General features: G+C 36.4%; 24 protein-coding genes. 7 read left to right on the top strand and 17 right to left on the bottom strand.

The genetic code is table 11. The annotated features are described in order from the left end of the window. Positions 1–65: 65 nt before the first annotated feature. The 5 genes from J2S13_RS01360 to J2S13_RS01380 form a co-directional block, all read right to left on the bottom strand. The gene (locus J2S13_RS01360) at positions 66–1,046 is read right to left on the bottom strand and encodes a PstS family phosphate ABC transporter substrate-binding protein (protein WP_307255877.1); all 981 of its coding nucleotides are present in this window, start codon (positions 1,044–1,046) and stop codon (positions 66–68) included. A gap of 289 nt (positions 1,047–1,335) precedes the next feature. Beyond that, positions 1,336–3,462 carry a peptidoglycan D,D-transpeptidase FtsI family protein gene (locus tag J2S13_RS01365; protein WP_307255949.1) on the bottom strand — a complete coding sequence of 709 codons (2,127 nt, stop codon included), beginning with the start codon at positions 3,460–3,462 and terminating at the stop codon, positions 1,336–1,338. Between the two features lie 190 nt (positions 3,463–3,652). Then, a complete protein-coding gene (locus J2S13_RS01370; RefSeq protein WP_307255878.1) occupies positions 3,653–4,870 on the bottom strand; it encodes an MFS transporter in 1,218 nt (405 codons plus the stop codon). Between the two features lie 111 nt (positions 4,871–4,981). Then, positions 4,982–5,590, bottom strand: coding sequence for a superoxide dismutase SodA (gene sodA / locus J2S13_RS01375; protein ID WP_307255879.1), 609 nt, complete (start codon positions 5,588–5,590; stop codon positions 4,982–4,984). Between the two features lie 394 nt (positions 5,591–5,984). Then, positions 5,985–7,622 (bottom strand): Na/Pi cotransporter family protein, encoded by a 1,638-nt coding sequence (locus J2S13_RS01380; protein ID WP_307255880.1) that lies wholly within the window; start codon positions 7,620–7,622, stop codon positions 5,985–5,987. Between the two features lie 339 nt (positions 7,623–7,961). Here J2S13_RS01380 and J2S13_RS01385 point away from each other — a divergent pair, with 339 nt between their 5' ends. Beyond that, a complete protein-coding gene (locus J2S13_RS01385) occupies positions 7,962–8,750 on the top strand; it encodes a DUF1189 domain-containing protein (protein ID WP_307255881.1) in 789 nt (262 codons plus the stop codon). 64 nt (positions 8,751–8,814) lie between these two features. On the opposite strand, the gene J2S13_RS01390 is transcribed toward J2S13_RS01385, so the two are convergent. Next, positions 8,815–10,008, bottom strand: a complete 1,194-nt coding sequence (locus J2S13_RS01390) for an MFS transporter (RefSeq protein WP_307255882.1) — start codon at positions 10,006–10,008, stop codon at positions 8,815–8,817. Between the two features lie 134 nt (positions 10,009–10,142). On the opposite strand from J2S13_RS01390, the gene yqfZ reads away from it, so the two are divergent. Beyond that, the gene (yqfZ, locus tag J2S13_RS01395; RefSeq protein WP_307255883.1) at positions 10,143–10,466 is read left to right on the top strand and encodes a protein YqfZ; all 324 of its coding nucleotides are present in this window, start codon (positions 10,143–10,145) and stop codon (positions 10,464–10,466) included. Between the two features lie 179 nt (positions 10,467–10,645). After that, positions 10,646–11,743, top strand: a complete 1,098-nt coding sequence (gene ispG / locus J2S13_RS01400) for a flavodoxin-dependent (E)-4-hydroxy-3-methylbut-2-enyl-diphosphate synthase (RefSeq protein WP_307255950.1) — start codon at positions 10,646–10,648, stop codon at positions 11,741–11,743. A gap of 26 nt (positions 11,744–11,769) precedes the next feature. Here the strand turns inward: ispG and J2S13_RS01405 are convergent, their stop codons facing one another. Beyond that, on the bottom strand, positions 11,770–12,117 hold the full coding sequence (locus tag J2S13_RS01405; protein ID WP_307255885.1) for a DUF4190 domain-containing protein: 348 nt from the start codon (positions 12,115–12,117) through the stop codon (positions 11,770–11,772). A gap of 215 nt (positions 12,118–12,332) precedes the next feature. On the opposite strand from J2S13_RS01405, the gene J2S13_RS01410 reads away from it, so the two are divergent. Beyond that, positions 12,333–12,908, top strand: a complete 576-nt coding sequence (locus J2S13_RS01410) for a hypothetical protein (RefSeq protein WP_307255951.1) — start codon at positions 12,333–12,335, stop codon at positions 12,906–12,908. A gap of 75 nt (positions 12,909–12,983) precedes the next feature. Here the strand turns inward: J2S13_RS01410 and J2S13_RS01415 are convergent, their stop codons facing one another. The 4 genes from J2S13_RS01415 to J2S13_RS01430 form a co-directional block, all read right to left on the bottom strand. After that, positions 12,984–13,409 carry a Fur family transcriptional regulator gene (locus J2S13_RS01415; RefSeq protein WP_307255886.1) on the bottom strand — a complete coding sequence of 142 codons (426 nt, stop codon included), beginning with the start codon at positions 13,407–13,409 and terminating at the stop codon, positions 12,984–12,986. Between the two features lie 29 nt (positions 13,410–13,438). Continuing rightward, positions 13,439–14,275, bottom strand: a complete 837-nt coding sequence (locus J2S13_RS01420) for a metal ABC transporter permease (RefSeq protein WP_307255887.1) — start codon at positions 14,273–14,275, stop codon at positions 13,439–13,441. Beyond that, positions 14,268–15,050 (bottom strand): metal ABC transporter ATP-binding protein, encoded by a 783-nt coding sequence (locus J2S13_RS01425; RefSeq protein WP_307255888.1) that lies wholly within the window; start codon positions 15,048–15,050, stop codon positions 14,268–14,270. The genes J2S13_RS01420 and J2S13_RS01425 overlap by 8 nt, the downstream gene beginning before the upstream one ends. A 185-nt stretch (positions 15,051–15,235) precedes the next feature. After that, positions 15,236–16,108, bottom strand: a complete 873-nt coding sequence (locus J2S13_RS01430) for a YitT family protein (protein ID WP_307255889.1) — start codon at positions 16,106–16,108, stop codon at positions 15,236–15,238. A gap of 112 nt (positions 16,109–16,220) precedes the next feature. Between J2S13_RS01430 and J2S13_RS01435 the strand changes: the two genes are divergently transcribed. Beyond that, positions 16,221–16,475 carry a DUF2624 domain-containing protein gene (locus tag J2S13_RS01435; RefSeq protein ID WP_307255890.1) on the top strand — a complete coding sequence of 85 codons (255 nt, stop codon included), beginning with the start codon at positions 16,221–16,223 and terminating at the stop codon, positions 16,473–16,475. Between the two features lie 344 nt (positions 16,476–16,819). Here J2S13_RS01435 and J2S13_RS01440 read toward each other — a convergent pair whose 3' ends face one another. Then, the gene (locus tag J2S13_RS01440; RefSeq protein WP_307255891.1) at positions 16,820–17,713 is read right to left on the bottom strand and encodes a deoxyribonuclease IV; all 894 of its coding nucleotides are present in this window, start codon (positions 17,711–17,713) and stop codon (positions 16,820–16,822) included. 161 nt (positions 17,714–17,874) lie between these two features. Then, positions 17,875–19,188 carry a DEAD/DEAH box helicase gene (locus tag J2S13_RS01445; protein WP_307255892.1) on the bottom strand — a complete coding sequence of 438 codons (1,314 nt, stop codon included), beginning with the start codon at positions 19,186–19,188 and terminating at the stop codon, positions 17,875–17,877. A gap of 223 nt (positions 19,189–19,411) precedes the next feature. Between J2S13_RS01445 and vrrA the strand changes: the two genes are divergently transcribed. Together vrrA and J2S13_RS01455 are read left to right on the top strand one after the other, a co-directional pair. Next, positions 19,412–20,038: a VrrA/YqfQ family protein gene (vrrA, locus tag J2S13_RS01450; RefSeq protein ID WP_307255893.1), complete on the top strand. Its 627-nt coding sequence runs from the start codon at positions 19,412–19,414 to the stop codon at positions 20,036–20,038. Between the two features lie 79 nt (positions 20,039–20,117). Beyond that, positions 20,118–21,074 (top strand): 4-hydroxy-3-methylbut-2-enyl diphosphate reductase, encoded by a 957-nt coding sequence (locus tag J2S13_RS01455; protein WP_307255894.1) that lies wholly within the window; start codon positions 20,118–20,120, stop codon positions 21,072–21,074. Positions 21,075–21,513: 439 nt separating this feature from the next. Here J2S13_RS01455 and J2S13_RS01460 read toward each other — a convergent pair whose 3' ends face one another. From J2S13_RS01460 to J2S13_RS01475, 4 genes are all read right to left on the bottom strand, one after another. After that, positions 21,514–22,632 carry a Nif3-like dinuclear metal center hexameric protein gene (locus J2S13_RS01460; RefSeq protein WP_307255895.1) on the bottom strand — a complete coding sequence of 373 codons (1,119 nt, stop codon included), beginning with the start codon at positions 22,630–22,632 and terminating at the stop codon, positions 21,514–21,516. 2 nt (positions 22,633–22,634) lie between these two features. Next, positions 22,635–23,336 carry a tRNA (adenine(22)-N(1))-methyltransferase gene (locus J2S13_RS01465; RefSeq protein WP_307255896.1) on the bottom strand — a complete coding sequence of 234 codons (702 nt, stop codon included), beginning with the start codon at positions 23,334–23,336 and terminating at the stop codon, positions 22,635–22,637. Positions 23,337–23,507: 171 nt separating this feature from the next. Next, complete coding sequence (gene cccA, locus J2S13_RS01470) at positions 23,508–23,864, bottom strand: cytochrome c550 (protein ID WP_307255898.1); 357 nt, start codon at positions 23,862–23,864, stop codon at positions 23,508–23,510. Between the two features lie 389 nt (positions 23,865–24,253). After that, positions 24,254–24,586 carry a hypothetical protein gene (locus J2S13_RS01475; protein WP_307255899.1) on the bottom strand — a complete coding sequence of 111 codons (333 nt, stop codon included), beginning with the start codon at positions 24,584–24,586 and terminating at the stop codon, positions 24,254–24,256. Between the last annotated feature and the right edge of the window lie 55 nt (positions 24,587–24,641).

The raw sequence follows: 24,641 nt of genomic DNA on the forward strand, positions 1-24,641 counted from the left end.
ACCCCTTTCAACTCCATTGCAAGGTGAAAAGCATTCATGCTTCCCACCTCGCCATAACATTCTTCTTACTTAAGACCTTCTAAAGTTTTTAAAGCATCCTCGTACTCTTGATCTGGAAGTTTCACATATCCTACTTCTTCTGCAAGAGTTCCGCTATTTTCTATAATGAATTTCACAAAGTCATAAGTACTTTCATTTTCTTTGATCGCTTTATTGCTTACATAAGTAAATAGTGGACGTGATAATGGAGAATATTCTCCGCTCTCAATCGTTTTGTTATTCGGTTCAACTGCACCTTTGCCACCATCAATTGGAACCACTTTTAATTTATCTTTATTTTCTAGATAATAAGCATATCCAAAGTACCCAATGGCATTTTTATCTCCTGTAACCCCTTGAACAAGTACGTTATCATCTTCTGATAAAGTTGCAGATTGATCGATTGGTTTTTCTTCTAAAATTACCTCATCAAAGTAGTCATATGTTCCAGAGTCAGTGCCTGGAGAATATAATTTGATTTCCTTTTCAGGCCATCCTTCACGAATGTCAGACCATTTTTTTGTTTTACCTGTGTCAAGCCAGATCTTTTTCAACTCATCTATTGTTAATGAATCTACCCAATCATTATCTTTATTCACGACAACGGACAAGCCGTCATAGGCAATTTTGAATTCCGTAAAGTCGATTCCTTTTTCTTCAAGTTTTGATTTTTCCTCATCCTTAATTGGGCGGGAAGCATTTGTTAATTGTGTTTCCCCGGCAATAAATTTTTCAAAGCCGCCACCTGTTCCAGAGAATCCAACTGTCACTTTCACATCGGGCTGTTCCATTGTATACTCTTCAGAAATTGCCTCCATGATTGGATAAACAGTTGAAGAGCCATCAATTTTGATATCACCTTGAAGCTGTTTATTTCCCTCTTCCGATTGTTCTGTTTTGTTAGATCCATCCTTTGAATCTGATGATGTTTCCGTCCCACCACATGCTCCTAACACAAGAGCGGAACCAATCATAGTGGAAACAGCAAGTACCTTTAAGCTTTTCATCCCTTTTCCTCCTAAGAAAAAATGTTTATTATATCTACAACTCATAGATTAATAGACGATTATTAATAAGGTTTTAATAGACTGTTAAGCTTTTGTAAACCGCCTTTAACTTCATGTAAAAGAACCCCGGGTAAAGTCGTTATTTTTGCGGGTTTTACCGGTGCAGGTGAGGAGGGCTAAGAATAAGAGATAACTTTTCCAAATTCTATTATTTTCTTTTCCACCTAATAGTTAAGTCAAAAAAACCGTCCATAAGAGGGGATTATTCCCACCTATGGACGGCTTTTGATTATTCTTCTTCTTTTTTATCCTGATCTGGATATTGAATTTCCTTTTGAACAATGACATCAGATGTTTCTTTTTCTGCTCTTTCTTCTTTTAATTCAAAATATTTATCTAAAATTCTTCTGCCGATAATATTATTAATGGAGGATCCGCCGTTCCCTTGGTAAACCCATGGAACCACAACGGAAAAAGCTACTTCTGGGTTATTATGAGGAGCATACCCAACGAGTGTTGTATTCCAAACCATTGGTAATGGTTGTCCCCTTTTTAAATATTGTTCGCTTTTAGGACCATCATAAACTCCCTCTGCTGTCCCAGTCTTTCCAGCAGGGCTATAAGGAGCATTTGCAAAGAAGCTTGAGGCAGTTCCTTGGGGAGTCTGCATAACTTGCCTAAACCCTTCCTGTACTTGAGCAATCTGTGCAGGTGTTGCATCGATCCTATTTAATACTTTCGGCTGTGTTGCCTCAACTAAAGAGCCAATTTTATTAGACTCCGCAACTGGTTTTCGAATTTCCTTCACAATATGCGGTTGCATACGGTATCCACCATTTGCGATTGTTGAGACGTATTGAGCCATTTGCAATGGTGTGTAGGTATCAAACTGTCCGATGGAAAGGTCGAGAAGTTTCCCTGGTGTTCCCGGGTCAATTTTCCCTTTATAGCCCACTTGTTCATTTGGTAGGTCGATTCCAGTAAGGACCCCTAAACCAAATTGATTAAAATATCTCCTCATGGTGTGGTAGCCTTCTGAATCAATTTTCAACCCTTGATTATATCGGTATGCCCCTTTTCCGATCTCAATAGCCGTTTTAAACATATACACGTTCGATGATCTTTTTAGCGCGTATATTTCATTCATGGACATTCTTCCTGAACGATTAAACCATGAACTTTTTGTCTTATTTGAACCTTTAAATTTCAAAGGCTCGTCGACAATATATTCATTTATTCCATTTACTCCTGACATATAGCCGGTTAAAACGGTAGCCCCTTTTACAGCTGAACCCATTGCATAAGAAGTTGTCATATTTCCAAGGGCAAAATCTAGAATTTCCGGTTTTCCTTTATCATTTATCTCATATTTTTTCCCAGCTAATGCTAAGATTTCGCCTGTATGTGGGTCCATCATCGTCACAAAAGCACGGTCTAATAAAGGGCGCCCCCTATATTTCTCCTTTAATAATTCCTCTTCGATGATTTCTTCAACAGCGATTTGTAAATCAATATCAGTCGTTAAGATTAAATCATTCCCACGACTACCTTCTCTTACAACCTCAGAGTTGAGAACATTTCCTGACTTATCTGTAATACTTTTCATTTTTTGTTTTTGCCCACGCAATACTTCTTCATATTGATATTCAATATAACTTTTACCTACACGATCATTTCTACTATAATCACGTGATAAATAAAAATCGAGCATTTCTTTAGGTAAACCTTCTCTGGAGGACGAAATATTTCCAAGAACCGTTTTTAATGTGTTGTCATAAATATAGGAACGGTCCCAATCTGTCGTCGTATCGACCCCAGGTAATGAGCGTAAATTCTCACTAACTGTTGCATATTCTTCTTCTGTCACATTATTATTTTTTACAATTTGTGGTGTCAAAGCATATCCACCCGTAAATTCACGATAAATCGCCAATACTTTTAAATCTTCTTCTGTTAACATTTTCAAATCTTTCTCGGTAATTCGATCTAATTGAATTTTGTATAAATCCTTACTCGTTAACTCATTTTCTTTAAGTTTTTGCCACTCTTTATCTGTCAGCTTTTTTTTCCCTTTGTCTGGGAACTTCATTAACCAAAAATCTTTTTTATCCCGCTCTGTAATGCGATCCGTGTCTTTATTGATAAATTTTGTGAGTTTCTTTGCTGTTTTTAACATTTCTTCTTGGTCCGCATTTTTGGACCGAGTATACGTAATTGCATTTTGAGGAATATTGTCAACAATGATTTTTCCATTTCTATCAAATATTTTTCCTCTTGGGACGGTTGTATTTACCGTTACGTCTTCTGTACGTTCAATTTTCCTTTGGTAGTCCTCTCCCTGTACAATCTGAACAATTCCGAGTCTGAAGATTAACAAAGAAAAAAGGACAAAGACAACAAAAAACAACATGTTCATTCTAAACGGCACATGTGTTTTTCTTTTTTTCTTTGTTTTTTTCACTATGCATAATCCCTTTCTATGATTACTTATCACTTTACCTGTCACTATAGTTCATTTTAAACAATATTCACTACTATTTCTACAAATTCATATTAAGAATGATAGGAAATTATAATGAAGAGAGACTTAGCAAGTTGCCAAGTCTCTAAGTTGGGCTCATCTTTACTTTCCGAATAAAAAAGTAAATGATCGAATGCCCTGCTCCTAGTAGTAATAATAATACTGGAATACTTTTTTCTTCATTAAAGAATGTAATAGCCAATATAAAAATGAACACAGATACGATTCTTCCTAAATTCGTGAATAATTCTCGAACAACAATGTACTCGATTCTCATTTCACTTGCCTTCCATCCTCTTCCAATCACATCATAGGTCATAGATAAATATGGAACAAGTAAGAAAGGGTAAGCAATCGCAATGACTACAGCGTAAATTAACAATCGCATATACGTTACTTTAAAGGCAATGATGAACAAGGATAAATATAATAAAATCCCTGCAATTAAAATAACGGGCTTACGATATTGTTTGGAAATGACTCTAGAAGCTAAAGTATAACATAAAAATGAAACACCTGAATTGACTAATCCGTATGTTCCTAAAGCCAACTCACTTCCCGTTGAGACAAATACAAAAACAGAGATCACAAATGCGAAGACTCCTTCTCTTAACCCTTGAAAAAAGTTTGCATTTGTAATATTCCTCCAATCGGCATTGTTTTTCCTTTCTTTTACTATTCTTAAAAAGCAATATCTACCAGTTGCAGGCCTTCTTTTTATGAAAAAGCTCATAACAACGGCCATTGTAAATAAAGTTAATGAAAGCCCGAACACAATCGTGTAGCCAAAAAAGGAATCAAATCTTGAAATCACAAATCCAGCAAAAATCGGACCAAGCATACCACCTGCAGATGTTAAAGTACCTAATAAACCATTAAAAAAATCCCGTGTTTCCGGCTCTGTAATTTCGAATGTAAGGACATTATAGGCTAACCAGTAAAACCCATACCCAATTCCTAAAAGCGCTCCAAGTAAAACGAGATATTTTGATGCATTTTGGCCCACAGCTAAAACAGTTAAATAAAAAAAGGCTAAGAAGCTGACTCCGATCCGCAATACGATGACACGATCAACTTTTTTTGCCCACCTACCAGCGATAATAAACGTGATTGGTTGAAACATAACAACTGTTAAATTGTAAACGGCCAAATCAATAAACTGTCCAGATTGTTTCCATAAATATATATTTACAAATGTATTGGACAGGGCCACACTTAAAGAATAAAATCCACCGATAATGAGAAGTAATAATAAATCTTTTGAAACTTCCACATCTCCTAACCATTTCTTCAATATACTCATAAATAAAACTCCCCTTTTTCTCTCTTATATTTTTAGAAAGAAAGAGGGGAGTTATTCACAAAAAGGCAGATCCTTTTTGGTAGGATCTGCCTTTTCTCTTATCACACTATATTATTTTGCAGCATTATAGCGTTTAACAACTTCTTCCCAGTTCACGACATTCCAGAATGCTCCAATGTAATCTGGACGGCGGTTTTGGTATTTCAAGTAGTATGCATGCTCCCAAACATCAAGTCCAAGGATAGGAGTTTTTCCTTCCATTAATGGGGAGTCTTGGTTTGGTGTACTTGTAATTTCAAGTTCGCCATTATTCACGATTAACCAAGCCCAACCAGAACCAAAGCGGCTTGCAGCTGCTTTTTTGAATTCTTCTTTGAAGCTTTCGAAGCTACCGAATTTTTTATTAATGGCTTCAGCTAATTCCCCAGTTGGCTCACCGCCACCATTTGGTGACAAAATTTGCCAAAATAAAGAGTGGTTCGCATGTCCGCCGCCATTATTACGCACTGCTGTACGAGAAGCTTCTGGAACAGCGTCCAAATTAGCAATTACTTCTTCAACTGATTTAGAAAGTAATTCTTCATTGCCTTCAAGAGCATTATTTAAATTAGTAACATATGTGTTATGGTGTTTCGTGTGATGAATTTCCATTGTTTCTTTATCAAAATGTGGTTCAAGTGCATCATAAGCATAAGGTAATTTTGGTAATTCAAAAGCCATTTTAACTTCCTCCTTATATTATGTAGTTTCTTTGAATCAGAAATTGATTCTAATTCTTCCAAGTATTAGATTATCAGACTTTCTACTTTGTTTCAATTCATTTGCATTACGTTCACAGTAAAAACTTTGAATATAAAGTCCATCTATACATTGCCCTATAAAAAATAAAAATAAACCTTTTTTATTCTTTTCGACATTTTCCTTCTCATTCTCAATCGTTATTCCCCATACTATCGATTTGTCGCTACAATGTCCTCTTTCAATTTATCTGTTGCAAAATCCCCTGTCCTCCCTCTAATCCAAACTTAATTGTTAGTATTCCCCTATTGATGTGAAGAATTTCAAGTAAGACGGCTCCACTATTTTGCCATAAAAAAAAGAAGCATTACGCTTCTTAATGTTCATGCCTTGTACCGAGGACTGCTTCTGCAATATTAACAGCATGATCACCGATTCGTTCCAAATTGCTAATGATATCTACAAACACAATTCCACCTTGACCCGTACAAAGTCCTTTATTCAATCGTAATATATGTTGTTTTCGTAGTTTTCTTTCCATTTTATCAATTAGATCCTCTATTTCTGCCACTTCATAAGCAATGTCACGATCATTTTCATTTAGTGCTTCAATCGATTTTGATACCGTTTCAATCGTAAGACTAAACATTTCTTGAAGATCCTTCATAGCATCTGGAGTAATCTTCACCTTATTTGCTTGCTGATAATCAACAAGCTCCAGTATATTTTCAAAATGATCACCTACTCGCTCAATATCACGAACCGTATCCATTAAAGTAGAATGGCGCTCCGATTCATTACCGGATAAAGGCGCTCCAGATAACTGAATTAAGTACTCGGTAATTTTTTTATCTAGATTATTAATTGCGAATTCTAATTGTACAGCCGTCTCTGCATGTTTGTGATGTTTGGTCTTTAAATATTCATTCGTTTCCTCAAGCCCCTTTATGGCAAAGCTCCCCATGCGAATGACTTCTTCTTTGGCTTGTCCAATGGCAATCGATGGTGACTGTTCTATAAATACTGGATCCAAATGTTTTGGTTTATATTCAATAATGGCATCTTCACCTGGAATAAGCTTGGTTACAATCAATGCCAACACTCCTACAAATGGCAATTGAATGATTGTATTCGTCACATTGAAAGTTCCATGTGCAAAAGCAATCGTCATTTCAGGGTTTAAATGTAACCAATCTCTTAATCCTTCTATCAAGTTGGTAAAAATGGGTAATATTATCATAAAAATAGTCGTACCAATTAAATTAAATAATACATGTGTAGCTGCCGCTCGTTTTGCTGCGACAGAAGCCCCAATGGAAGCTAAAATTGCTGTGATCGTTGTTCCAATGTTATCCCCGAATAAAACCGGTAAGGCCGCATCAAGTTTTAATAATCCTTCTGAAAATAATCCCTGTAAAATCCCAATAGTTGCGCTTGAACTTTGAACAATGATGGTAAATGCTGTACCTACCACCACCCCTAGTATTGGGTTTTCACTCATATTTACTGTTAATTCATGAAATGATTCTAGAGTTCTAAGCGGCTTCATTCCTCCACTCATTAACTCAAGTCCATAAAATAATGCTCCAAAACCAAAGATAACTTGTCCTAAATTATTCACCTTGTTTCCTTTAAAGAAAAAGATGAGTACAGCCCCCAATGCAAGGATTGGTAAAGAATATTCACCAATATTAATCCCTATTATGAATGCTGTAATCGTTGTCCCGATATTAGCCCCCATAATAACACCAATCGCTTGGCGCAAAGTCATAAAACCTGCACTTACTAACCCGACGGTAATCACTGTCGTCGCGGAGCTACTTTGAATTAATACGGTGACAAGAATCCCAGCAAGTACTCCCATTAGCGGATTCGTTGTATATCGATCTAAAATGTCACGCAAACGGTCCCCTGCAGTTTTTTGTAAACCATCTCCCATCTGCTTAATACCATACAAGAAAATTCCAAGCCCACCAATAAATTGAAAAATCATTTCTTGGACATTGATTTCCATTTCTTCAACTCCTAATTTATTGTTCAAGTTTTTTCGACATATACCAACAAACCCTTTTCAATTATTAATAAATTCTAATGGTTAAGTAAATAACTTCAATCAAAAATTTACAATGTATTTACATTAGGATATGTATGTTACATTATTGTTACAGAGGAAGAGAATATACTATTGGAATTACTTGCAGACTCTTACAAAACTTGCATACAATAGAAGGGGGAAATTCATGTCATCCCCGATGATACATTTCCCATAAAGATCCAAAGTATCTGTTCTTTTCCACTATCATTACTTCAGTGTTTTCAAAATACGTAACATTAAATTAGGAGGAATTTACATATGAATATTTTTACACAATTTGTGAAGAGCCTGTATTCTCCAAAAGATATGGCTACTTTCCGTTTTCAAGGAATTGGAAAAACTATTTTATATGTTTTTTTCATTATGCTCATTTCTATTATTCCATTTTCATACCATTTCACAATGATGGTGAATCAAGGTGTAAAGGCTATGAAGGACACAACAAATGAGATTCCAGCATTTACAATAAAAAATGGGATCCTATCCTCTGAACAAAATGAAACGAAAATTCTTTCAAAAGATGGAATGAAGATCGTTTTTGACCCAACCGGAAACATTACAGCAGAAGACATCGAAAAAGAAAAGGATGCGATTGGCATATTAAAGGATGAGTTCATTATTTCGTCAAATGGCAATGTGGAAACCCTTCAATATTCTATGGTAGAAGGATTAAATCTTTCCAAGCAAAAATTGAACTCTTACCTAAATGCATTGGATTCATCCTTGGGGATCTTTTTACCGATCATCATTTTTCTTTCTTATCTTTTTGTTTCCGCTATGGGATTTATTAAAATTACGATTTTTGCAAGTCTTGCTCTATTGATTCGCCAAGGACGTAAATTATCTTACAAACAAAGCTTCCGAATTACGGCTTATTGCATCACATTACCAACTGTGATCTTTACTTTATTCAGTTTATTTAAAATCGCTATTCCCTTTGGTTTCTTAATCAACTGGGCTCTTATCATTCTCATGCTTTACTTAACGATTCAAGCAATGCCCATCCCTAAGAAAAAACAGTCAAATATTGAACCCTCGGTAAAATAAAGGACAATAGTTTTAAGGGGGACCATGAGGGGGAAGTGTTCCTCCTCTTTTTTGAACCTTGTTATTATTTTTGCAAATAAGGTTGGGTCTCCTTCATGATGAGTTGATGGAATATAAAAGCAAGTAACATCGAAAAGGAAAGTATAAAGACAATTCGAATCATATACCCCACATCGTCAATCCATATACTAAAAATCGTTGGCCCTAGTGCAACTCCAATAAATCTGGCTGTCCCATATAATCCAACGATAAATCCTCTCTCTCCATCGGATACTTGTGAAGTAATCGCCGTATTCATACAAGGCAAAATAAATCCTAGACCTGCGAATGCAATTGTCAAAAAAAAGAGAAAAAAATGGAAGGAATGATTCCACTCCATGCCAGCAAACGAAACCATCATGACGGAGATCCCAATTAAGGTGAGTGATTGAAAATTCCCACTATTTTTTAATTGTTTTCCTGTCCAATAAGAGACAATCGTCATCGCGGCTAATGGGAACATAAAGGCGGTTCCTTTAAAAAACCCATCAATATGATAGGTCATTTCAATGTAATAGGATAAATAAAACAAAATTCCAAAAAGCAAAAATAATCCTACTGCTCCCATATAAAATAAAGGAAATATTTCCAACCATTTGGATTTCAAAACATATATTAAATCTTGAAGATAGTTTCGAATCGAATTCACTTGATTACCTGATTTTTTATTTGGAATCGTCTTAAAAATCCCTACTAGTGAAAGGACCGTAACGATGATGACAAATACAAACGCAAGATTCCAATTATAAATCGCTGCTGCAGTCGCCCCCACAATCGGTGCAACAACTTTTCCTACTCCATTAAAAACTTCAAGTAAGCCAAATGCCTCTCCCTGTCTTGTCCTGTCGACGGCATCTCCAATGATGGCCATTGCTAGAGGGGTTGTTCCAGCTGCACCGATTCCTTGTATCACTCTTCCTATTAAAAGCCAAATAAACGGATGAGGGAACCAGATGCTTACAGCACATAGGACACTTCCGCCAATGACAAAAAATAGTGAGAGAAGGATCAATATTTTCCGACCGAAACGATCCGATAAAAAACCTATAAAAGGAATAATAATCGCGGCAGGAAAGCTGAAAAAACTAAGAATATATCCGCTTTCTTTTTCCGTTAAATGCAATTCACTTTGCATGTCAGGCAAAATGGGAATCATCATCGAATTCCCTAATACCATGATGAATGGTAGAAGACTTATATAAAATAACGGTTTACTCATATTGACACCCCTTCGATTAAGAAACCAAGTCCTTTTTAAATAGTTTGTTGAAAAAAAATTTTCTCTATCCGACCCAACAATCGTCATTTTTCGAAAGGACAAGCATATATATTGGTAACTAGGGAGGAATGAGAATGAAAAAAATCGTTGGTTTTCTTATTTTTCTGATTATTTCTGTAAGTGTTGTATACGATATGAAAGTCGGATCATTGCCTTCCTCGAAAACTGAAACTACCCTAAAGAATGAGTCCATTTCTGTTACACAGACAACAATCCCTTATCAAGAAGTGAAAATAAAAGGGGGCGATACCGTCTTGTCGATCACTGAGCATTTACATAATCAGGCACTACCCGTCTCGATCGAACAAGTCATTTCTGATTTTGAAAAGTTAAATAATGGAATGGCCCCCGAAGATATTTTGATTGGGGGTTCTTATAAAATTCCTGTTTATGAATAAATGGAGAGCTGTTGCGTCTTTCATACTAAAAGGAAAAATGTATTTCTTGTCACTAATAGATAAACACTGGTACAATTAGAAGTTGAGGAAACTAAAACACAGGGTTCATTTTTTTTAAAGAAGTGAACATATAAGTGTTGATTATATTCAACTAAAGGAGCGAATCTCACTTGAGTGAAATAACACATCGTTCAAAAACAAGACCTGTAAAAGTAGGAAATTTAACTATAGGTGGAAGTAATGAATTATTTATACAAAGTATGACAACAACAAAAACTCATGACGTGGAGGCAACCGTTAAGGAAATTCTCCGTTTAGAAGAAGCGGGTTGTCAACTCGTTCGGGTTGCTTGTCCAGATGAAAGAGCGGCAAATGCCATCGCCGATATTAAGAGACAAATTCATATTCCATTAGTAGTAGACATTCACTTTGACTACAAGTTAGCGCTAAAAGCCATTGAAGGTGGAGCAGACAAAATACGCATCAATCCAGGAAATATCGGTAGAAGAGAAAAAGTGGAAGCCGTTGTGAATGCAGCAAAAGAACGAGGCATCCCCATTCGAATTGGAGTCAATGCTGGAAGCTTGGAAAAACGGATTTTAGAAAAATACGGGTATCCGACAGCCGATGGAATGGTTGAAAGTGCTTTACATCATATTAAAATTTTAGAAGATCTCGATTTTCACGATATTATCGTTTCAATGAAGGCTTCAGATGTTAATCTTGCTATTGAAGCTTATGAAAAAGCCGCAAAAGCTTTTGACTATCCTTTACATTTAGGGATTACTGAATCTGGGACATTGTTTGCAGGAACAATCAAAAGTGCTGCAGGACTTGGGGCCATTTTAAGTAAAGGGATCGGAAATACTTTACGAATTTCTTTAAGTGCGGATCCGGTCGAAGAAGTAAAGGTAGCACGGGAATTATTAAAATCATTTGGGCTCTCTTCAAATGCGGCAACTTTAATCTCTTGTCCTACCTGTGGAAGAATTGAGATTGATCTCATTAGTATCGCGAATGAGGTTGAGGAATATATTCAAAAAATCCATGCACCTATTAAGGTCGCTGTCCTAGGATGTGCTGTAAATGGTCCTGGGGAGGCTCGTGAAGCGGATATAGGAATAGCAGGTGCTCGTGGTGAGGGATTATTATTCCGAAAAGGGAAAACGGTCCGTAAAGTTCCGGAAGAAACAATGGTTGAAGAACTGAAAAAAGAAATTGATCAAATAGCGGCAGAATATTTTGCTTCTAAACAAAAAGAAGAAGAGCTCGGCTAATCCCAAGCTCTTCTTTTGTGTGCTGGCTAAAAGAAGGGATATACAAATAATCCTAATACGATGGAAACTACACCAATTCCAATTCCCCATGCACCTAGTGTTTCTGCTCCTCTTCTTCTAGCAACAAATCCTAGTACAATTCCCGCAGCTCCAAATAATATTGGCGCCGCAAACAATGAGATGATTGATAAAATAAGCGCTGCCCATCCTGCAATCTTCCCACCTGTTTCTGCATCTACTTGATCACGAAAGCTCTCACGATTGACCGATACAGGAGAGGCAATTTCTGCAGCCGTTTCTTCATCATATATACTAGGTATTTCTTCTCTTTCCTTTTCTAAATTCACTTTATTGCGATCATTTTTTTCGTCCAAAGCTATCCCTCACTTTCAATATTTGGGGAGCATTTTTATTATCTGTAAAAAACTATAAAATATAATAGGAAAATCTTTTACAATTCGGTAGTATTTTTATTTCATTCCGAACGTTTTATGTTACACTCTTATAAGGATTTCCAAATGGGATTCACTTTCCCAGTCTCATACGAACAACAAGTAGGTTACATTATAGTAAGGAGCAGAAAGAAATGATGAAAGAAAAACGTTTTGGAATTGATATTGATGGAACTGTCACATGTCCTTCCAGTTTAGTGCCATATATTAATGAAGATTTTTCCTTAAATATCACGCTGAATGATATTCGAAAATACGAATTAACAGAAGCCTTGAATATTCGACCAGAGCAATTTGCGAAATGGTTTGATGAGAAAGAACCGATCATCTATGCGAACTCCCCTATGGCAGAAGGGGCTAAAGAAGTGTTAATGAAATGGAAAGAAGATGTGGAGCTTTATTTTATAAGTGCAAGACGAAAGCATTTATTTGATATAACAAAACAATGGTTTCATGAAAAAGAGATCGATTATGACTATATTGAATTAGTTGGTTCACATCATAAAATTGAGGTTGCTCAAAAATACCATGTTGATCTTTTCTTTGAGGACAAGCATGATAATGCTGTTTCTTTACATGAAGAACTAAATATTCCAGTGATCCTTTTTAACACGCCATACAACCAAGATCCTGTTCCCAAAGGAGTTATTCGCATGAACTCATGGAAGGAAGCGCAAATTTGGGTCGACCGTTGGCTAAAAGAATATAAATAGCACGAGGGGAGTTTTCATCCCTCGTGCTCACGATAAGTCAAATCTGTCCCTAAAAAACTGAAACCCATTCTGGAATTATCCATGAGGGTGGTGCTCTTGACAATTAGGGCATTGTCCATATATTTCAAATTTATGTCCTGATACATCATAACCTGATAATTCTTCAATGGAATCCATTGGACAAACGTGAATTTCTTTTGTTTTTCCACAATTTAAACAGATAAAATGATGATGATGTTCATCATGGGAACATGTAAAACGATAATGCTTCTCCCCTGAAAGCTCTGTTTCCTCTAATATCCCAATTTCCGTAAATAAGGCTAAATTCCGGTAGATGGTATCGAAGCTTAATCCAGGATACCGCTTTTTCATTACTTCTAAAACATCCTTTGCGGTTAGATATTTATCATGAGTAGCTAATAAAGTTAACATCTCTTCTCTTTTATCTGTATGTTTATAGCCTTTTTCCTTTAATATTTGAAGTGCATCATATAAATTCACCTACATCACCGCCTATCCTTCATAATGACTTAAATGGCTCCGCGTACTTTTTTGTAAAAAATGGCCATTAATAAAATCATAATGGAAGAAACAACAATTGTTCCACCAGGAGCCAAATCCAAATAAAAAGCACTCACTAGTCCAATCATAACAGACATCTCACCGAAAAGAACAGATAGGAAAATGGTTTGTTTAAAACCATTTGCAATTCGAATGCTTGCCGCCACTGGTAACGTCATCAAAGCGGATACTAATAAAATCCCAACAATTCTCATGGAGGCAGCGATTACTAGTGCGACCAAGACAATAAAGATAAAGTGAATGGTTTTTGCGGGAATTCCAGATGCCTTTGCATGCTCTTCATCAAAGGATAGGAGAAATAATTCCTTATAGAGAAGAAATACTGTTGCAACAACAATCACACTAATCACAACGATCACAATAAGATCATTCTGACTGACAGCACTAACACTCCCAAATAAATAACTAAATAAATCGGTATTAAACCCATCCGCTAAAGAAATAAAGATAACTCCTAAACCGATTCCACCTGACATAATGATCGGAATCGCTAATTCCTGATAATGCTTATACACTGTACGTAATCTTTCAATAAAGAGCGACCCCATCACTGAAAACAACATTCCCACATAAAGAGGGTTTAGCCAAATTAAGCTAGGAATCATTTGACTTGCATAAAGACCCGCTGAGATCCCTGCCAACGTCACATGGCTTAATGCATCTGCGATTAAAGATAACCGCCTCACAACGATAAAACATCCAAGCAAGGGAGCAATGATTCCGATGATCATTCCAGTTAGTAAGGCATTTTGCAAAAATTGATATTGGAATATAGCCTCAATCATTCCTTGTCCCAGCTCCTTCATGATTATGCTCAACTACTTGAATGCCATGCCCATATAACCTAGAAAAATCCTCTTCATTCAATGCTGAAAATTGTTCCATATTTCCATGGAAATGCAAATGTTTATTCAAACAGGCGACATGTGAAACCTTTTCTGTAATAATTCCAATATCATGTGTTACTAAAACAAGCGTAATTCCTAATTTTTTATTAAGAAAATCTAACATCTCATAAAAGGATTGAACATGTTGAACATCTACACCAACTGTCGGTTCATCTAAGATTAATACTTCTGGTTGACAAACAATCGCTCTCGCAATAAAGATTCTCTGTTGTTGTCCACCAGATAATTCTCCAATATTTCGGTGGATAAATGATTCCATTCCAACTGCCTCTATAGCTTCCATGACTGCCATTTTTTCTTTTTTACCGAGAAAGCGAAATAATCCAACCTTTTTTGTCAGTCCACTAGCAACGACCTCATAAACGGTTGCAGGGAATCCTGTGTTAAAAGAGCTTGCCTTTTGCGAAACAAAACCAATCTGATCCCATTTTTTAAATTTCGCTAAATCTTCCCCAAAAAGGGAGATTTCCCCTTCTTTTAATTTTAATAATCCAAGAATTAACTTCAATAAAGTTGATTTTCCCGATCCATTTGGACCAACCAAACCTAAAAAAGCTCCTTTTGGGATCGATAAGTTGATGTTTTCAAGTACATTTTCTCTTTCATAGCGGAAGTTCACATTTTTTATTTCTATAATAGGCAATGCTCCCATTTCCTGTGTCCCTCCCCTTTAAGAACAATTCCGATTTAAGACTAATAAATTATACATGATTTTTTCATTTGTGTAAATAAATCTATTGTTAACCCAATTTATAGGAATGGCCTTCTTTCCTATTAAATAAAAAAAGGGGGGAATGGCAGGATCCACTAAATACCTCTATTCCCCCAAACCGTTTTTTAATGAATAGCTGATTTAAATCGGGCTCCTTTTGTTTCTTGTGTATTCATAATCGTTAAGAAGGCATTTTCATCAATATCCGCAACAATCTTTTTTAATTTCGTTACCTCAAGTCTTGTTACCACCACATAAATAACATCTTTTTCATTATCCGTAAATCCGCCTTTTCCTCTCAGCTTCGTCGTTCCTCTTCCTAGCCGGTGTAATATCGCTTCTGACACCTCATCATAGAAATCCGATACGATAAGGCAAGCTTTTGTTTCTTCTAATCCCTGGATGACCGTGTCAATCGCTTTAAAGGCAATATAGTAGGTCATAACTGAATACATCGCTTGTTCTGGACCAAAGACGAATGCAGCCCACCCGAAAATAAACACATTCATGAACATCACAAATTCCCCTACCGAAAAAGGGAGTCTTTTTGTTAATAAAATTCCTAGAATTTCGGTTCCGTCCAGTGAACCCCCATTTCGAATCACAAGCCCAACTCCAATACCTAATATGAGCCCGCCGAAAACGGTCGCCAAGATTGGTTGACTAGTAAAGGACTCCATGCCTTTCAAACACTCCTCCACAACAGCTAGCATAACGACGGCAAATAAGGAAGACAGCATAAATGTTTTCCCAATTTGCTTATACCCAAAATATAAAAACGGAATATTAAATAAAATAACAAATGTTCCAAAATTTAAAAATGGAACATTCACTAGATAATCTGAAATGAGAGAAATTCCAATAATTCCTCCATCAATAATATTATTCGGAATTAAAAAGAGTTCAATAGAAATGGCTGCTAAACTCGCCCCAATTGAAATAAGCAGCAACCTATATAGTATTCGTCCAATCTTTTCCTTTTTATGTTCTTTCTTCACAACATGTCTCCCTCCGACTCCTTTTTTCTTTCTATCTTTATATTTCTTTAATTGTTAATGTGTAACATAAAGTCAATTGCCTACATACACTTCATAAGAGGAGTGATGTGTAATGAAATTCATCCATAGTTTTGTCAATAACAAAATCAATTCCATCTCGAGTGATGACTTACTAAAATATTCAAAGGCCTTTAATATTTCATTAACAACAGACCAGGCCGAAAAAATTTGCGATCATTTAAGTAGGAGTAAAATCAATATATTTGATGATTCAGAACGGACTCAACTCGTGAAAGACGTTGCCAAAATAGCCGGTCCAAAAACAGCTAGAGAAATCAATAGATTATTTGTGTTATTCACAAAATAAAGCGAAACTAACATTCAGTGGGAGTTCTCCAACTCTCACTGAATGTTAGTTGAACTTTCCACGCTAAAGACCCTACATGCTGTGGATTCACTTGACTAGGTCGTCCTTCCGTCGTCGGATCTTTATGGGCAGTTAGCCTCCCCTATTCTCTTTGATCCTTTACCATTTTTTGGCGGAGGTTTTACTGCCTGTTAAGATTCTGAAAAAGTATAAAGTAATCGAAAGCGAAGACAACTGCACTGTCGGGCAACAACATCTCAAGCAATTAGGAGCTATACTGAAAAAAACTTCACCTAGCAGGGTTTTTCTTGATCCCTACTAGGTGTCTGTTTTTTTAATCTCTTTTATTGCTCCATAATTTTTTGGATCAATTGATCATCAAATTGTTTATTTCTCAACATGGCAATTTCAAATTGATAAGGTGGTTTTTTATTCTTTTTATCCTCCCCAACATATGGCGTTTCTAATATTTTGGGGATGTTTTCAAGTTGAGGATGATGCACGACGTAATTCAGTGCTTTAAATCCAATATGACCCATGCCGATATTTTCATGTCGGTCTTTTCTAGCTCCACGCTCATTTTTACTATCATTTATATGTAATACTTTTATCCGATCCACACCGATGATTCGGTCAAATTCATTAAGTACCCCATCAAAATCCTCGACAATATCATAACCTGCATCATGGGTATGACAAGTATCGAAACAAACAGAGAGCTTTTCATTATGGGTAACACCATCTATGATCATGGCTAATTCTTCAAAAGATCGACCACATTCTGATCCTTTTCCAGCCATCGTTTCCAATGCAATTTGAACTTGTTGATCCGCTGTTAATACTTCGTTTAATCCTTCAATAATTTTTTTAATGCCGACATCGGCCCCTGCACCGACATGAGCACCTGGATGGAGAACAATTTGTTTCGCCCCTAATGCATCTGTACGCTCAATCTCACTGTTCAAAAAATTAACACCGAGTTCAAAAGTATTTGGATTATTAGAATTTCCGATATTTATAATATAAGGAGCATGGACTACGATTTCTTCAATTCCATTTTCCTTCATATGTTGCTGACCCGCTTCGATATTCAAATCCTCTATCTTTTTTCTTCGGGTATTTTGCGGAGCGCCCGTATAGATCATAAACGTATTCGCTCCATAAGAAATAGCCTCTTCACTTGAAGCGAGAAGCATTTTCTTCCCACTCATCGACACATGAGACCCAATCTTTAACATGTAGACAACTCCCTTTTCTAATCTAATTCTATTTTATATAAAAAATGTCGTAAATTCATCTATTTTCTCCCCAAAAAAGTGCTGGTCATCGCCCCTCGATTTTATGAAGCATTCATTACACATCGACTAGGTACAACACCAAGCACTTTTGAATTCTGTTATTATTTTTGCTTTTTGTTTTGTATACGGCGCTCTCGTTTTTTAATCTGCTCGATTTGTTGTTTCATTTTCTTTTTGTAACCTGGTTTGACTTTCGTCGGTTTTCGAACTTGCCCTTTCGCTTTTTGTTCGATTTCATCGATCACTTTTTCACGTTTTTTCCGTCTGTTTCGGTCTTTCAGTTGTACCCAATCGCCATTTTGGATATCTTGATGCCCAAAGGATATTCCCATTTTCTCTAATTGGATTAGAGCATCATCATCACTCGGTGTATAAATGGTTGTACAGATTCCGGATGATCCAGCTCTTGCTGTTCTCCCAGCACGATGGACATAAAAATCTAGATCTCTTGGCAGTTCATAATTGATTACATGACTGACCCCTTCGATATCAATCCCCCTTGCCGCCAAATCGGTTGCAACAATATATTGATAATCCAGATCTCTAATTTGCTTCATCATTTTTTTACGTTCGCGAGGTGACAAATCCCCATGAAGCCTTCCCACTTTTAGACCTTTTTCGATCAATTCATCTGCAATTTCATCCGCTTTTTGCTTCGTATTCGTAAAGACAACCGCTAAATATGGATTATAACTAGTTAATAATTGATAGAGTAAAGTCGTCTTCTCCCGACTTTTTAACGGGATGAGAATGTGTTCGATATTTTCAGCTGAGATTTGCTTTGGTTGGATACGAATATATTTAGGGTTTTCCATATATTTTTTTAGGAAGGGCTTGAGCTTCTCAGGAATTGTGGCCGAAAATACATAAATACTTAAATCTTTCGGCATTCTTCCTGCAATTTGATCCACTTCTGAAAGAAATCCCATATCCAGCAATAAATCTGCTTCATCTACAATAAAAATCGTGGCTTTATGGACGAATAAAGCCTGCTCTTTTATTAAGTCACAAATTCTTCCAGGTGTCCCCACCACAATATGTGGCTGATTTTTTAATTTTTCAATATCCCTCTGTTTGTCTGTTCCACCAATATAACATTTCGTCATAATTTCTTCCTCAGAAAATTTCGTTAGTTTGAGGATCTCCTGATAAATCTGTTGTGCAAGTTCTCTCGTTGGTGCCGTTATAACTGCTTGTACCTCTTTTTGCATGGGATTAATTTTTTCAAGGATTGGGAGGATATACGAATGCGTTTTCCCTGTACCTGTTTGCGATTGTCCAATGGAGCTTTCTCCTTTTAACATAAGGGGAATCATTTTTGTTTGTATTTCAGTTGGCTCGTAAAAACCAAGTGCTTCAATACCTTTATTAATAAACGGTCGGAACCCATATTGACTAAATCGGTGCTTTTCCATGTCTTTCACTCCTTTTCGACCCATTGATGAGCCATTTCCATTCTGCTATTATAATAAACATTTTTCCATTTCACCAGTTTATTATAATCATGTAGAAAGATCATTAACAAAATAAACGTTTCTTCCACTTTTGCATAATCTGTTAAGTAGAAGTGGATTTAGTTAAACCCTTGATTTAAAAAAGATTAGTTCAATTGAATTTTGTCGAAAGGAGGGAAAACATATGTTTTCAAGACAGATTCCCCCTTATCAAAATGGGATGAGAAGAGTTCCACTTGGAATGGCACGCCCCCCGTCCAACCGCTTCTTTCCACCCCAAATGCATGGTAACCAGCCACCTGGAAGGGGAAGAGGACTTTTATCTAGATTATTAAAAAAACAATCAAATCCTATGAATCATTTTACAGGCTTTGAACGCCAAATTCCTACTGGTGGAGCATCTTTATTGAAAAATGCATCAAATGTAGGCACCCTAAATCGATTTTTAACGAACACTCAGCAAGTTTTAAATACTGTACAACAAGTCGGCCCAATGATTCAACAATATGGACCGATGGTAAAAAACTTACCTGTGCTTTGGAAGCTTTATCGTGGATTAAGTAGTGAATCAACAGATGAAAAAAACGATTCAGAAGAACAAATGAAAGAACAAATGAAAGAACAAAATGACGAAATATCGGAAGTAAATGAAGATGTAAAATTGGATGAACCAGTGGAAACAAAACAATTTACCCAAGAGCCACCCCAAATTTTGATAGAAGAGTCCAGTACGAAAAAAACATCTGGAAATGAAAAACATCCAGTCAAAAAGAAAAACAGCGGTAAATCCATTCCTAAATTATATATTTAAAAGCATTGCTTTGTCATATTTAATGTCCTCCTTTATAATAAGAAGTATTAGTTTCTTCTTAAGTATTGGAGGATTTTATATGGATGTTATCAAAATTTCACCACGTGGTTATTGTTATGGTGTTGTCGATGCAATGGTCATTGCACGAAACGCAGCTTTAGATAAAACTCTGCCTCGTCCTATTTATATTTTAGGGATGATCGTTCACAACAAGCATGTTACAGATGCATTTGAACTCGATGGAATCATCACTTTAGATGGTCAAAATCGAATGGAAATTTTAAAAAAAGTAGATCACGGGACAGTCATTTTCACTGCTCATGGGGTTTCCCCAGAAGTGAGGAAATTAGCAAAAGAAAAAGGGCTCGTTACGATCGATGCCACATGCCCTGATGTAACGATTACTCATGATCTGATTCGCGAAAAAGAAAAAGAAGGATTTGATGTAATCTATATTGGGAAAAAGGGTCACCCAGAGCCAGAAGGAGCATTAGGGGTTGCCCCACATATTGTTCACCTTGTCGAAACGATTTCAGACGTAGAGAATTTAAACATTAAGAATGAGAAAATCATCGTTACAAACCAAACAACGATGAGTCAATGGGATGTTGCCCATATTATGGATAAAGTTAAGGAAAAATATCCTCATGTAGAAGTGCATAAAGAAATTTGTTTAGCCACTCAAGTTCGACAAGAGGCCGTAGCAGAACAAGCGGGGGAAGCTGATGTGTTAATCGTCGTTGGAGACCCGAAAAGCAATAACTCCAACCGCCTTGCCCAAGTCTCCAAAGATATTGCGAAAACGACGGCTTATCGTGTAGGTGATGTATCCGAAATCGAGTTAGACTGGATTAAAAATGCGAAAAAAGTGGCTGTAACAGCTGGTGCCTCCACACCAACTCCTATTGTAAAAGAAGTCATTCGATTCTTGGAAGCATTCGATCCAAATGATGAAAGTACATGGGACCGAGAAAAAAAAGTGCCACTAGAAAAAATATTACCAAAAGTAAAAAAATCAAATTTAACTTCACGATAAAGCAACAAATGCGGAAGCGCCTTGAACATCGGCGTACGGATTTCGTAGGTTTCGACTGAGATATAGGAAACACGGCGAGGTCCTTCACGAGCTGATGTTGACTTATCGTAGGGAGAATACGGAGAAATTCGCTAGCCGATAGGCGCTGTAGCTAGACGGAAACAAATGCGAAAGCGCCTTGTCCATCGGCGTACGAATTTCGTAAGTTTTCGACTGAGATAAAGGAAACACGGCGAGGTCGTTCACGAGCCGATGTGGACTTATCGTAGGGAGAATACGGAGAAATTCGCTAGCCGATAGAAGGGGAAAACTTTTTAACGGGTTATCCAAAGTTGTAGTTTTCTAAAGTGTATAAGGAGTGTTCCATTCATGCTAAGTCATGAATAGAACACTCCTTATTATTTATCATAGTTGAATTCTGATAGTTCAAATGATGAGCTTATAAAAAAGTGAAAGGATCTGTATGAACGGTAGAAGAAATAAATTCTACTTCATATCCTTTCTCAGTGCTCATTGTTTGCATTTTTTTAGCAACCCCTTGTTTCATCACCTTTTCCACATTATGGCCTGGGTCTACAATATTTAAACCTTCCATCATGGCATCATGTGCTACATGGTAATACATATCCCCGGTTACATATACATCTGCCCCTTTAAATTTTGCCGAATGAAAATACTTATTTCCATCTCCACCTAAAACGGCAACCTTTTGGATTTTATCTTGCAAATGCCCAACAACTCGCACACCTTGTACAGACAATTTTTCTTTAACATGATGGGCGAATTGTTCAAGTGTCATGCTTTCTTTTAGAATTCCAATCCTTCCAAGTCCAAGTACTTCTCCCTTATTCTCAAGTGGGTAAAGATCGAAAGCAACTTCCTCATATGGATGAGCTTTAAACATGGCGGATAATACCTTCTTTTCTATACGTTTCGGATAAATCGTCTCGATCTTCACCTCTTGTACTTCCTCTAATGTACCGATTGACCCTATATGAGGATTGGCCTTTTCTTCAGGTAAAAATCGTCCCGTTCCATCCGTTGAAAAGGAACAATTACTGTATTCCCCAATAAAACCTGCCCCTGCATTTCCGAGTGCCTTTCTAATTTCCTCTTCATTCTCCTTTGGTACAAAAACAGCTAATTTTCTTAAATCTTCTTCATAAGTAGGGACAAGCACCTTTGTATTTTGTAGTTCAAGCGCCTCCGCCAATAAATCATTTACTCCCCCTTTTGCGACATCTAGATTTGTATGTGCTGCATAGACAGCAATTCGATGCTGAAGTAATTTTTCAATGATTCTACCGTTCGGTTGATCTGTACGAATTGATTTCAACGGACGGAAAATAGGAGGATGATGTGCAATGATTAATTGAACATCCTTTTCAATGGCTTCATCTACCACTTCTTCAAGAACATCAAGTGCCACTAATACTCGCTTAACCGGTTGATTCAGTCGCCCAATTTGTAATCCAATTTTATCCCCTTCCATCGCGTAAGACGGGGGAGAAAACTGCTCAAACAGTTGAATAATCTCATGCCCATTTACTTTCTTCATTGTTATAAAACCCCCTCGATCATTTGAATCTTCTGTTGTAGCTCTCGTTGTTTTTGCATAATCTCTTTCGTCTGCTCTGTTTTTTCTAGATTAGTTAAAATCTTTTCCCACTGCTCTTTTTCCCATTTCCATTTTCGAATAAAACTAGATCCCATCCTTTTCAATAGAAAGGGACCAACTAATAATTCCAATTCTAACTGGTTGTATGGCTGCATTGGGTCGCCTTTTTCAGCAACAAGTATTTCATATATTTTTTCATTTTCTTCGACGATTTCTTCTTCTATTAGACGCCAATTATTGTCAAGAAGCCATTTCCGAACATTGATCGCTTGCACATTCGGTTGTAGGATTAACCTCTTTACACCCTCAAGCTTCTTTTTGCCTTTCTCTAAAATGGAAGAGATTAATGTCCCACCCATACCTGCGATTGTGATACAATCCACCTCTCCTTTAGATATAACTTCAAGTCCATCCCCCTTGCGTACATCGATTCGATCCATTAACTCTGCATTCATCACTTGTTGTTTTGCTGATTGATATGGCCCCTCCACTACCTCACCTGCGATCGTTTTTGAAGAGATTCCACTTAAGACAGCATAACAAGGTAAATAGGCATGATCTGAACCAATATCAGCCAATGAATATCCTTTTGGTATGTATGAGACAACACATTGTAATCTTTTAGAAAGTTGATCCTTATTCATTCTTTCACCACTTATAATAAATTTTCTAATGACTTGATACCATTGTATACAAAATGAAAATGAAAAAACAGCTATTCATCAACGGAATGGCTGTTTTTGTAGTAACAAATGCGCAAGCGCCTCAATCAGTAAAAAAGTTCTTTGCCAATATGCAAAGAACTCTTTCTAAACTTATTTTAAATTTTTAATAAAATCAGCCATTGCATCAGCATTTTCTTGTGGTACTAAACCAGCTGGCATAGCTCCCTTACCATTAAGAAGAACTTCTTTGATTTGATCTTTGGAAAGTTTTGTTCCTTTTAATGCTGGGCCAGCCCCACCTTCATAGTTTGCACCATGACAACCAAGACAAGTTTGTTTATAAAAATCCTCTGCAACAAACTCCGCTGATTCTTCTTGCTTTTCTCCCCCATCTTTTTCCTTAGCCATTTCTTCTGAATCGTTTAAGCCTTTCAATGATAGGAAGAATACAAGCCCTATTCCGAACACCATAATTAGCAAAAATGGAATAACAGGATTGCGATTCATCATTTAACCTCCCTTATGTAACAATCAAAAATAAAAAGTACAAACACCTTTTATTGTACCGAAAAAGAGCATGAAGGGAAAGTCCCTTCAAAAAACTTTTTATATATTGTCGGAATTTAGACACAAGTATTTAACAATTTTACATTTTTTTCTAATAAAGTTACAATCAAATAAGTCAAGATCAACAGAATATCTATGTTTTAAAAATATTTTTAGTTTTTTTATTATTATATGAGAATAAAAATGAACAAAGTGATCACACCATGGATAATAGAGATTTTAAAATAAATTAGTTCGGTTTTAATCTAGTATACCACCATAGAAAACAATTTATTAGTATTAGTATATATAGGTAAATGAGCTCCCTTGAAAAACATAATCATTCATTTTCATCGAGAAAATCTATAAAATAATCCTTTCTTAGTAAAGTAAATACAAGCAAATAATAAAATTACGACAAAACTCGTCAAAATCGCTGTTTGCAAAAAGAATGACAATTCAGTAAAATAAATGACAAATAATGAAATCGGTATCATAAGAAGAAACAGAAGTTGCCACCAGTTCTTTTTCCAATTTTGTTTATTTACTGATGCGAGGTGATTCTGTACAACTGCTTCTTCACAGTATAGTGCTGGTAAATAATCACAATACTGTTCCGGCAGCATTCGATTTTCTTTCCAAAGCAAAATTTCTTTAATGATCATTCTTTTTCGCTCATCCATATTTTCACATCCTGATTCTCTATTATTATTCTCCAGGAATGGGAAAAAACCTGCT

The organism is Oikeobacillus pervagus (assembly GCF_030813365.1).
Classification (GTDB): Bacteria; Bacillota; Bacilli; order Bacillales; family DSM-23947; genus Oikeobacillus; species Oikeobacillus pervagus.

Excerpts from the sequence above, each read along its gene's own strand:
- J2S13_RS01360 (WP_307255877.1), bottom strand. The coding sequence starts at position 1,046 with ATGAAAAGCTTAAAGGTACTTGCTGTTTCCACTATGATTGGTTCCGCT.
- J2S13_RS01365 (WP_307255949.1), bottom strand. The coding sequence starts at position 3,462 with ATGAACATGTTGTTTTTTGTTGTCTTTGTCCTTTTTTCTTTGTTAATC.
- J2S13_RS01370 (WP_307255878.1), bottom strand. The coding sequence starts at position 4,870 with ATGAGTATATTGAAGAAATGGTTAGGAGATGTGGAAGTTTCAAAAGAT.
- sodA (WP_307255879.1), bottom strand. The coding sequence starts at position 5,590 with ATGGCTTTTGAATTACCAAAATTACCTTATGCTTATGATGCACTTGAA.
- J2S13_RS01380 (WP_307255880.1), bottom strand. The coding sequence starts at position 7,622 with ATGGAAATCAATGTCCAAGAAATGATTTTTCAATTTATTGGTGGGCTT.
- J2S13_RS01385 (WP_307255881.1), top strand. The coding sequence starts at position 7,962 with ATGAATATTTTTACACAATTTGTGAAGAGCCTGTATTCTCCAAAAGAT.
- J2S13_RS01390 (WP_307255882.1), bottom strand. The coding sequence starts at position 10,008 with ATGAGTAAACCGTTATTTTATATAAGTCTTCTACCATTCATCATGGTA.
- yqfZ (WP_307255883.1), top strand. The coding sequence starts at position 10,143 with ATGAAAAAAATCGTTGGTTTTCTTATTTTTCTGATTATTTCTGTAAGT.
- J2S13_RS01410 (WP_307255951.1), top strand. The coding sequence starts at position 12,333 with ATGAAAGAAAAACGTTTTGGAATTGATATTGATGGAACTGTCACATGT.
- J2S13_RS01420 (WP_307255887.1), bottom strand. The coding sequence starts at position 14,275 with ATGATTGAGGCTATATTCCAATATCAATTTTTGCAAAATGCCTTACTA.
- J2S13_RS01425 (WP_307255888.1), bottom strand. The coding sequence starts at position 15,050 with ATGGGAGCATTGCCTATTATAGAAATAAAAAATGTGAACTTCCGCTAT.
- J2S13_RS01435 (WP_307255890.1), top strand. The coding sequence starts at position 16,221 with ATGAAATTCATCCATAGTTTTGTCAATAACAAAATCAATTCCATCTCG.
- J2S13_RS01440 (WP_307255891.1), bottom strand. The coding sequence starts at position 17,713 with ATGTTAAAGATTGGGTCTCATGTGTCGATGAGTGGGAAGAAAATGCTT.
- J2S13_RS01445 (WP_307255892.1), bottom strand. The coding sequence starts at position 19,188 with ATGGAAAAGCACCGATTTAGTCAATATGGGTTCCGACCGTTTATTAAT.
- vrrA (WP_307255893.1), top strand. The coding sequence starts at position 19,412 with ATGTTTTCAAGACAGATTCCCCCTTATCAAAATGGGATGAGAAGAGTT.
- J2S13_RS01455 (WP_307255894.1), top strand. The coding sequence starts at position 20,118 with ATGGATGTTATCAAAATTTCACCACGTGGTTATTGTTATGGTGTTGTC.
- J2S13_RS01460 (WP_307255895.1), bottom strand. The coding sequence starts at position 22,632 with ATGAAGAAAGTAAATGGGCATGAGATTATTCAACTGTTTGAGCAGTTT.
- J2S13_RS01465 (WP_307255896.1), bottom strand. The coding sequence starts at position 23,336 with ATGAATAAGGATCAACTTTCTAAAAGATTACAATGTGTTGTCTCATAC.
- cccA (WP_307255898.1), bottom strand. The coding sequence starts at position 23,864 with ATGAATCGCAATCCTGTTATTCCATTTTTGCTAATTATGGTGTTCGGA.
- J2S13_RS01475 (WP_307255899.1), bottom strand. The coding sequence starts at position 24,586 with ATGGATGAGCGAAAAAGAATGATCATTAAAGAAATTTTGCTTTGGAAA.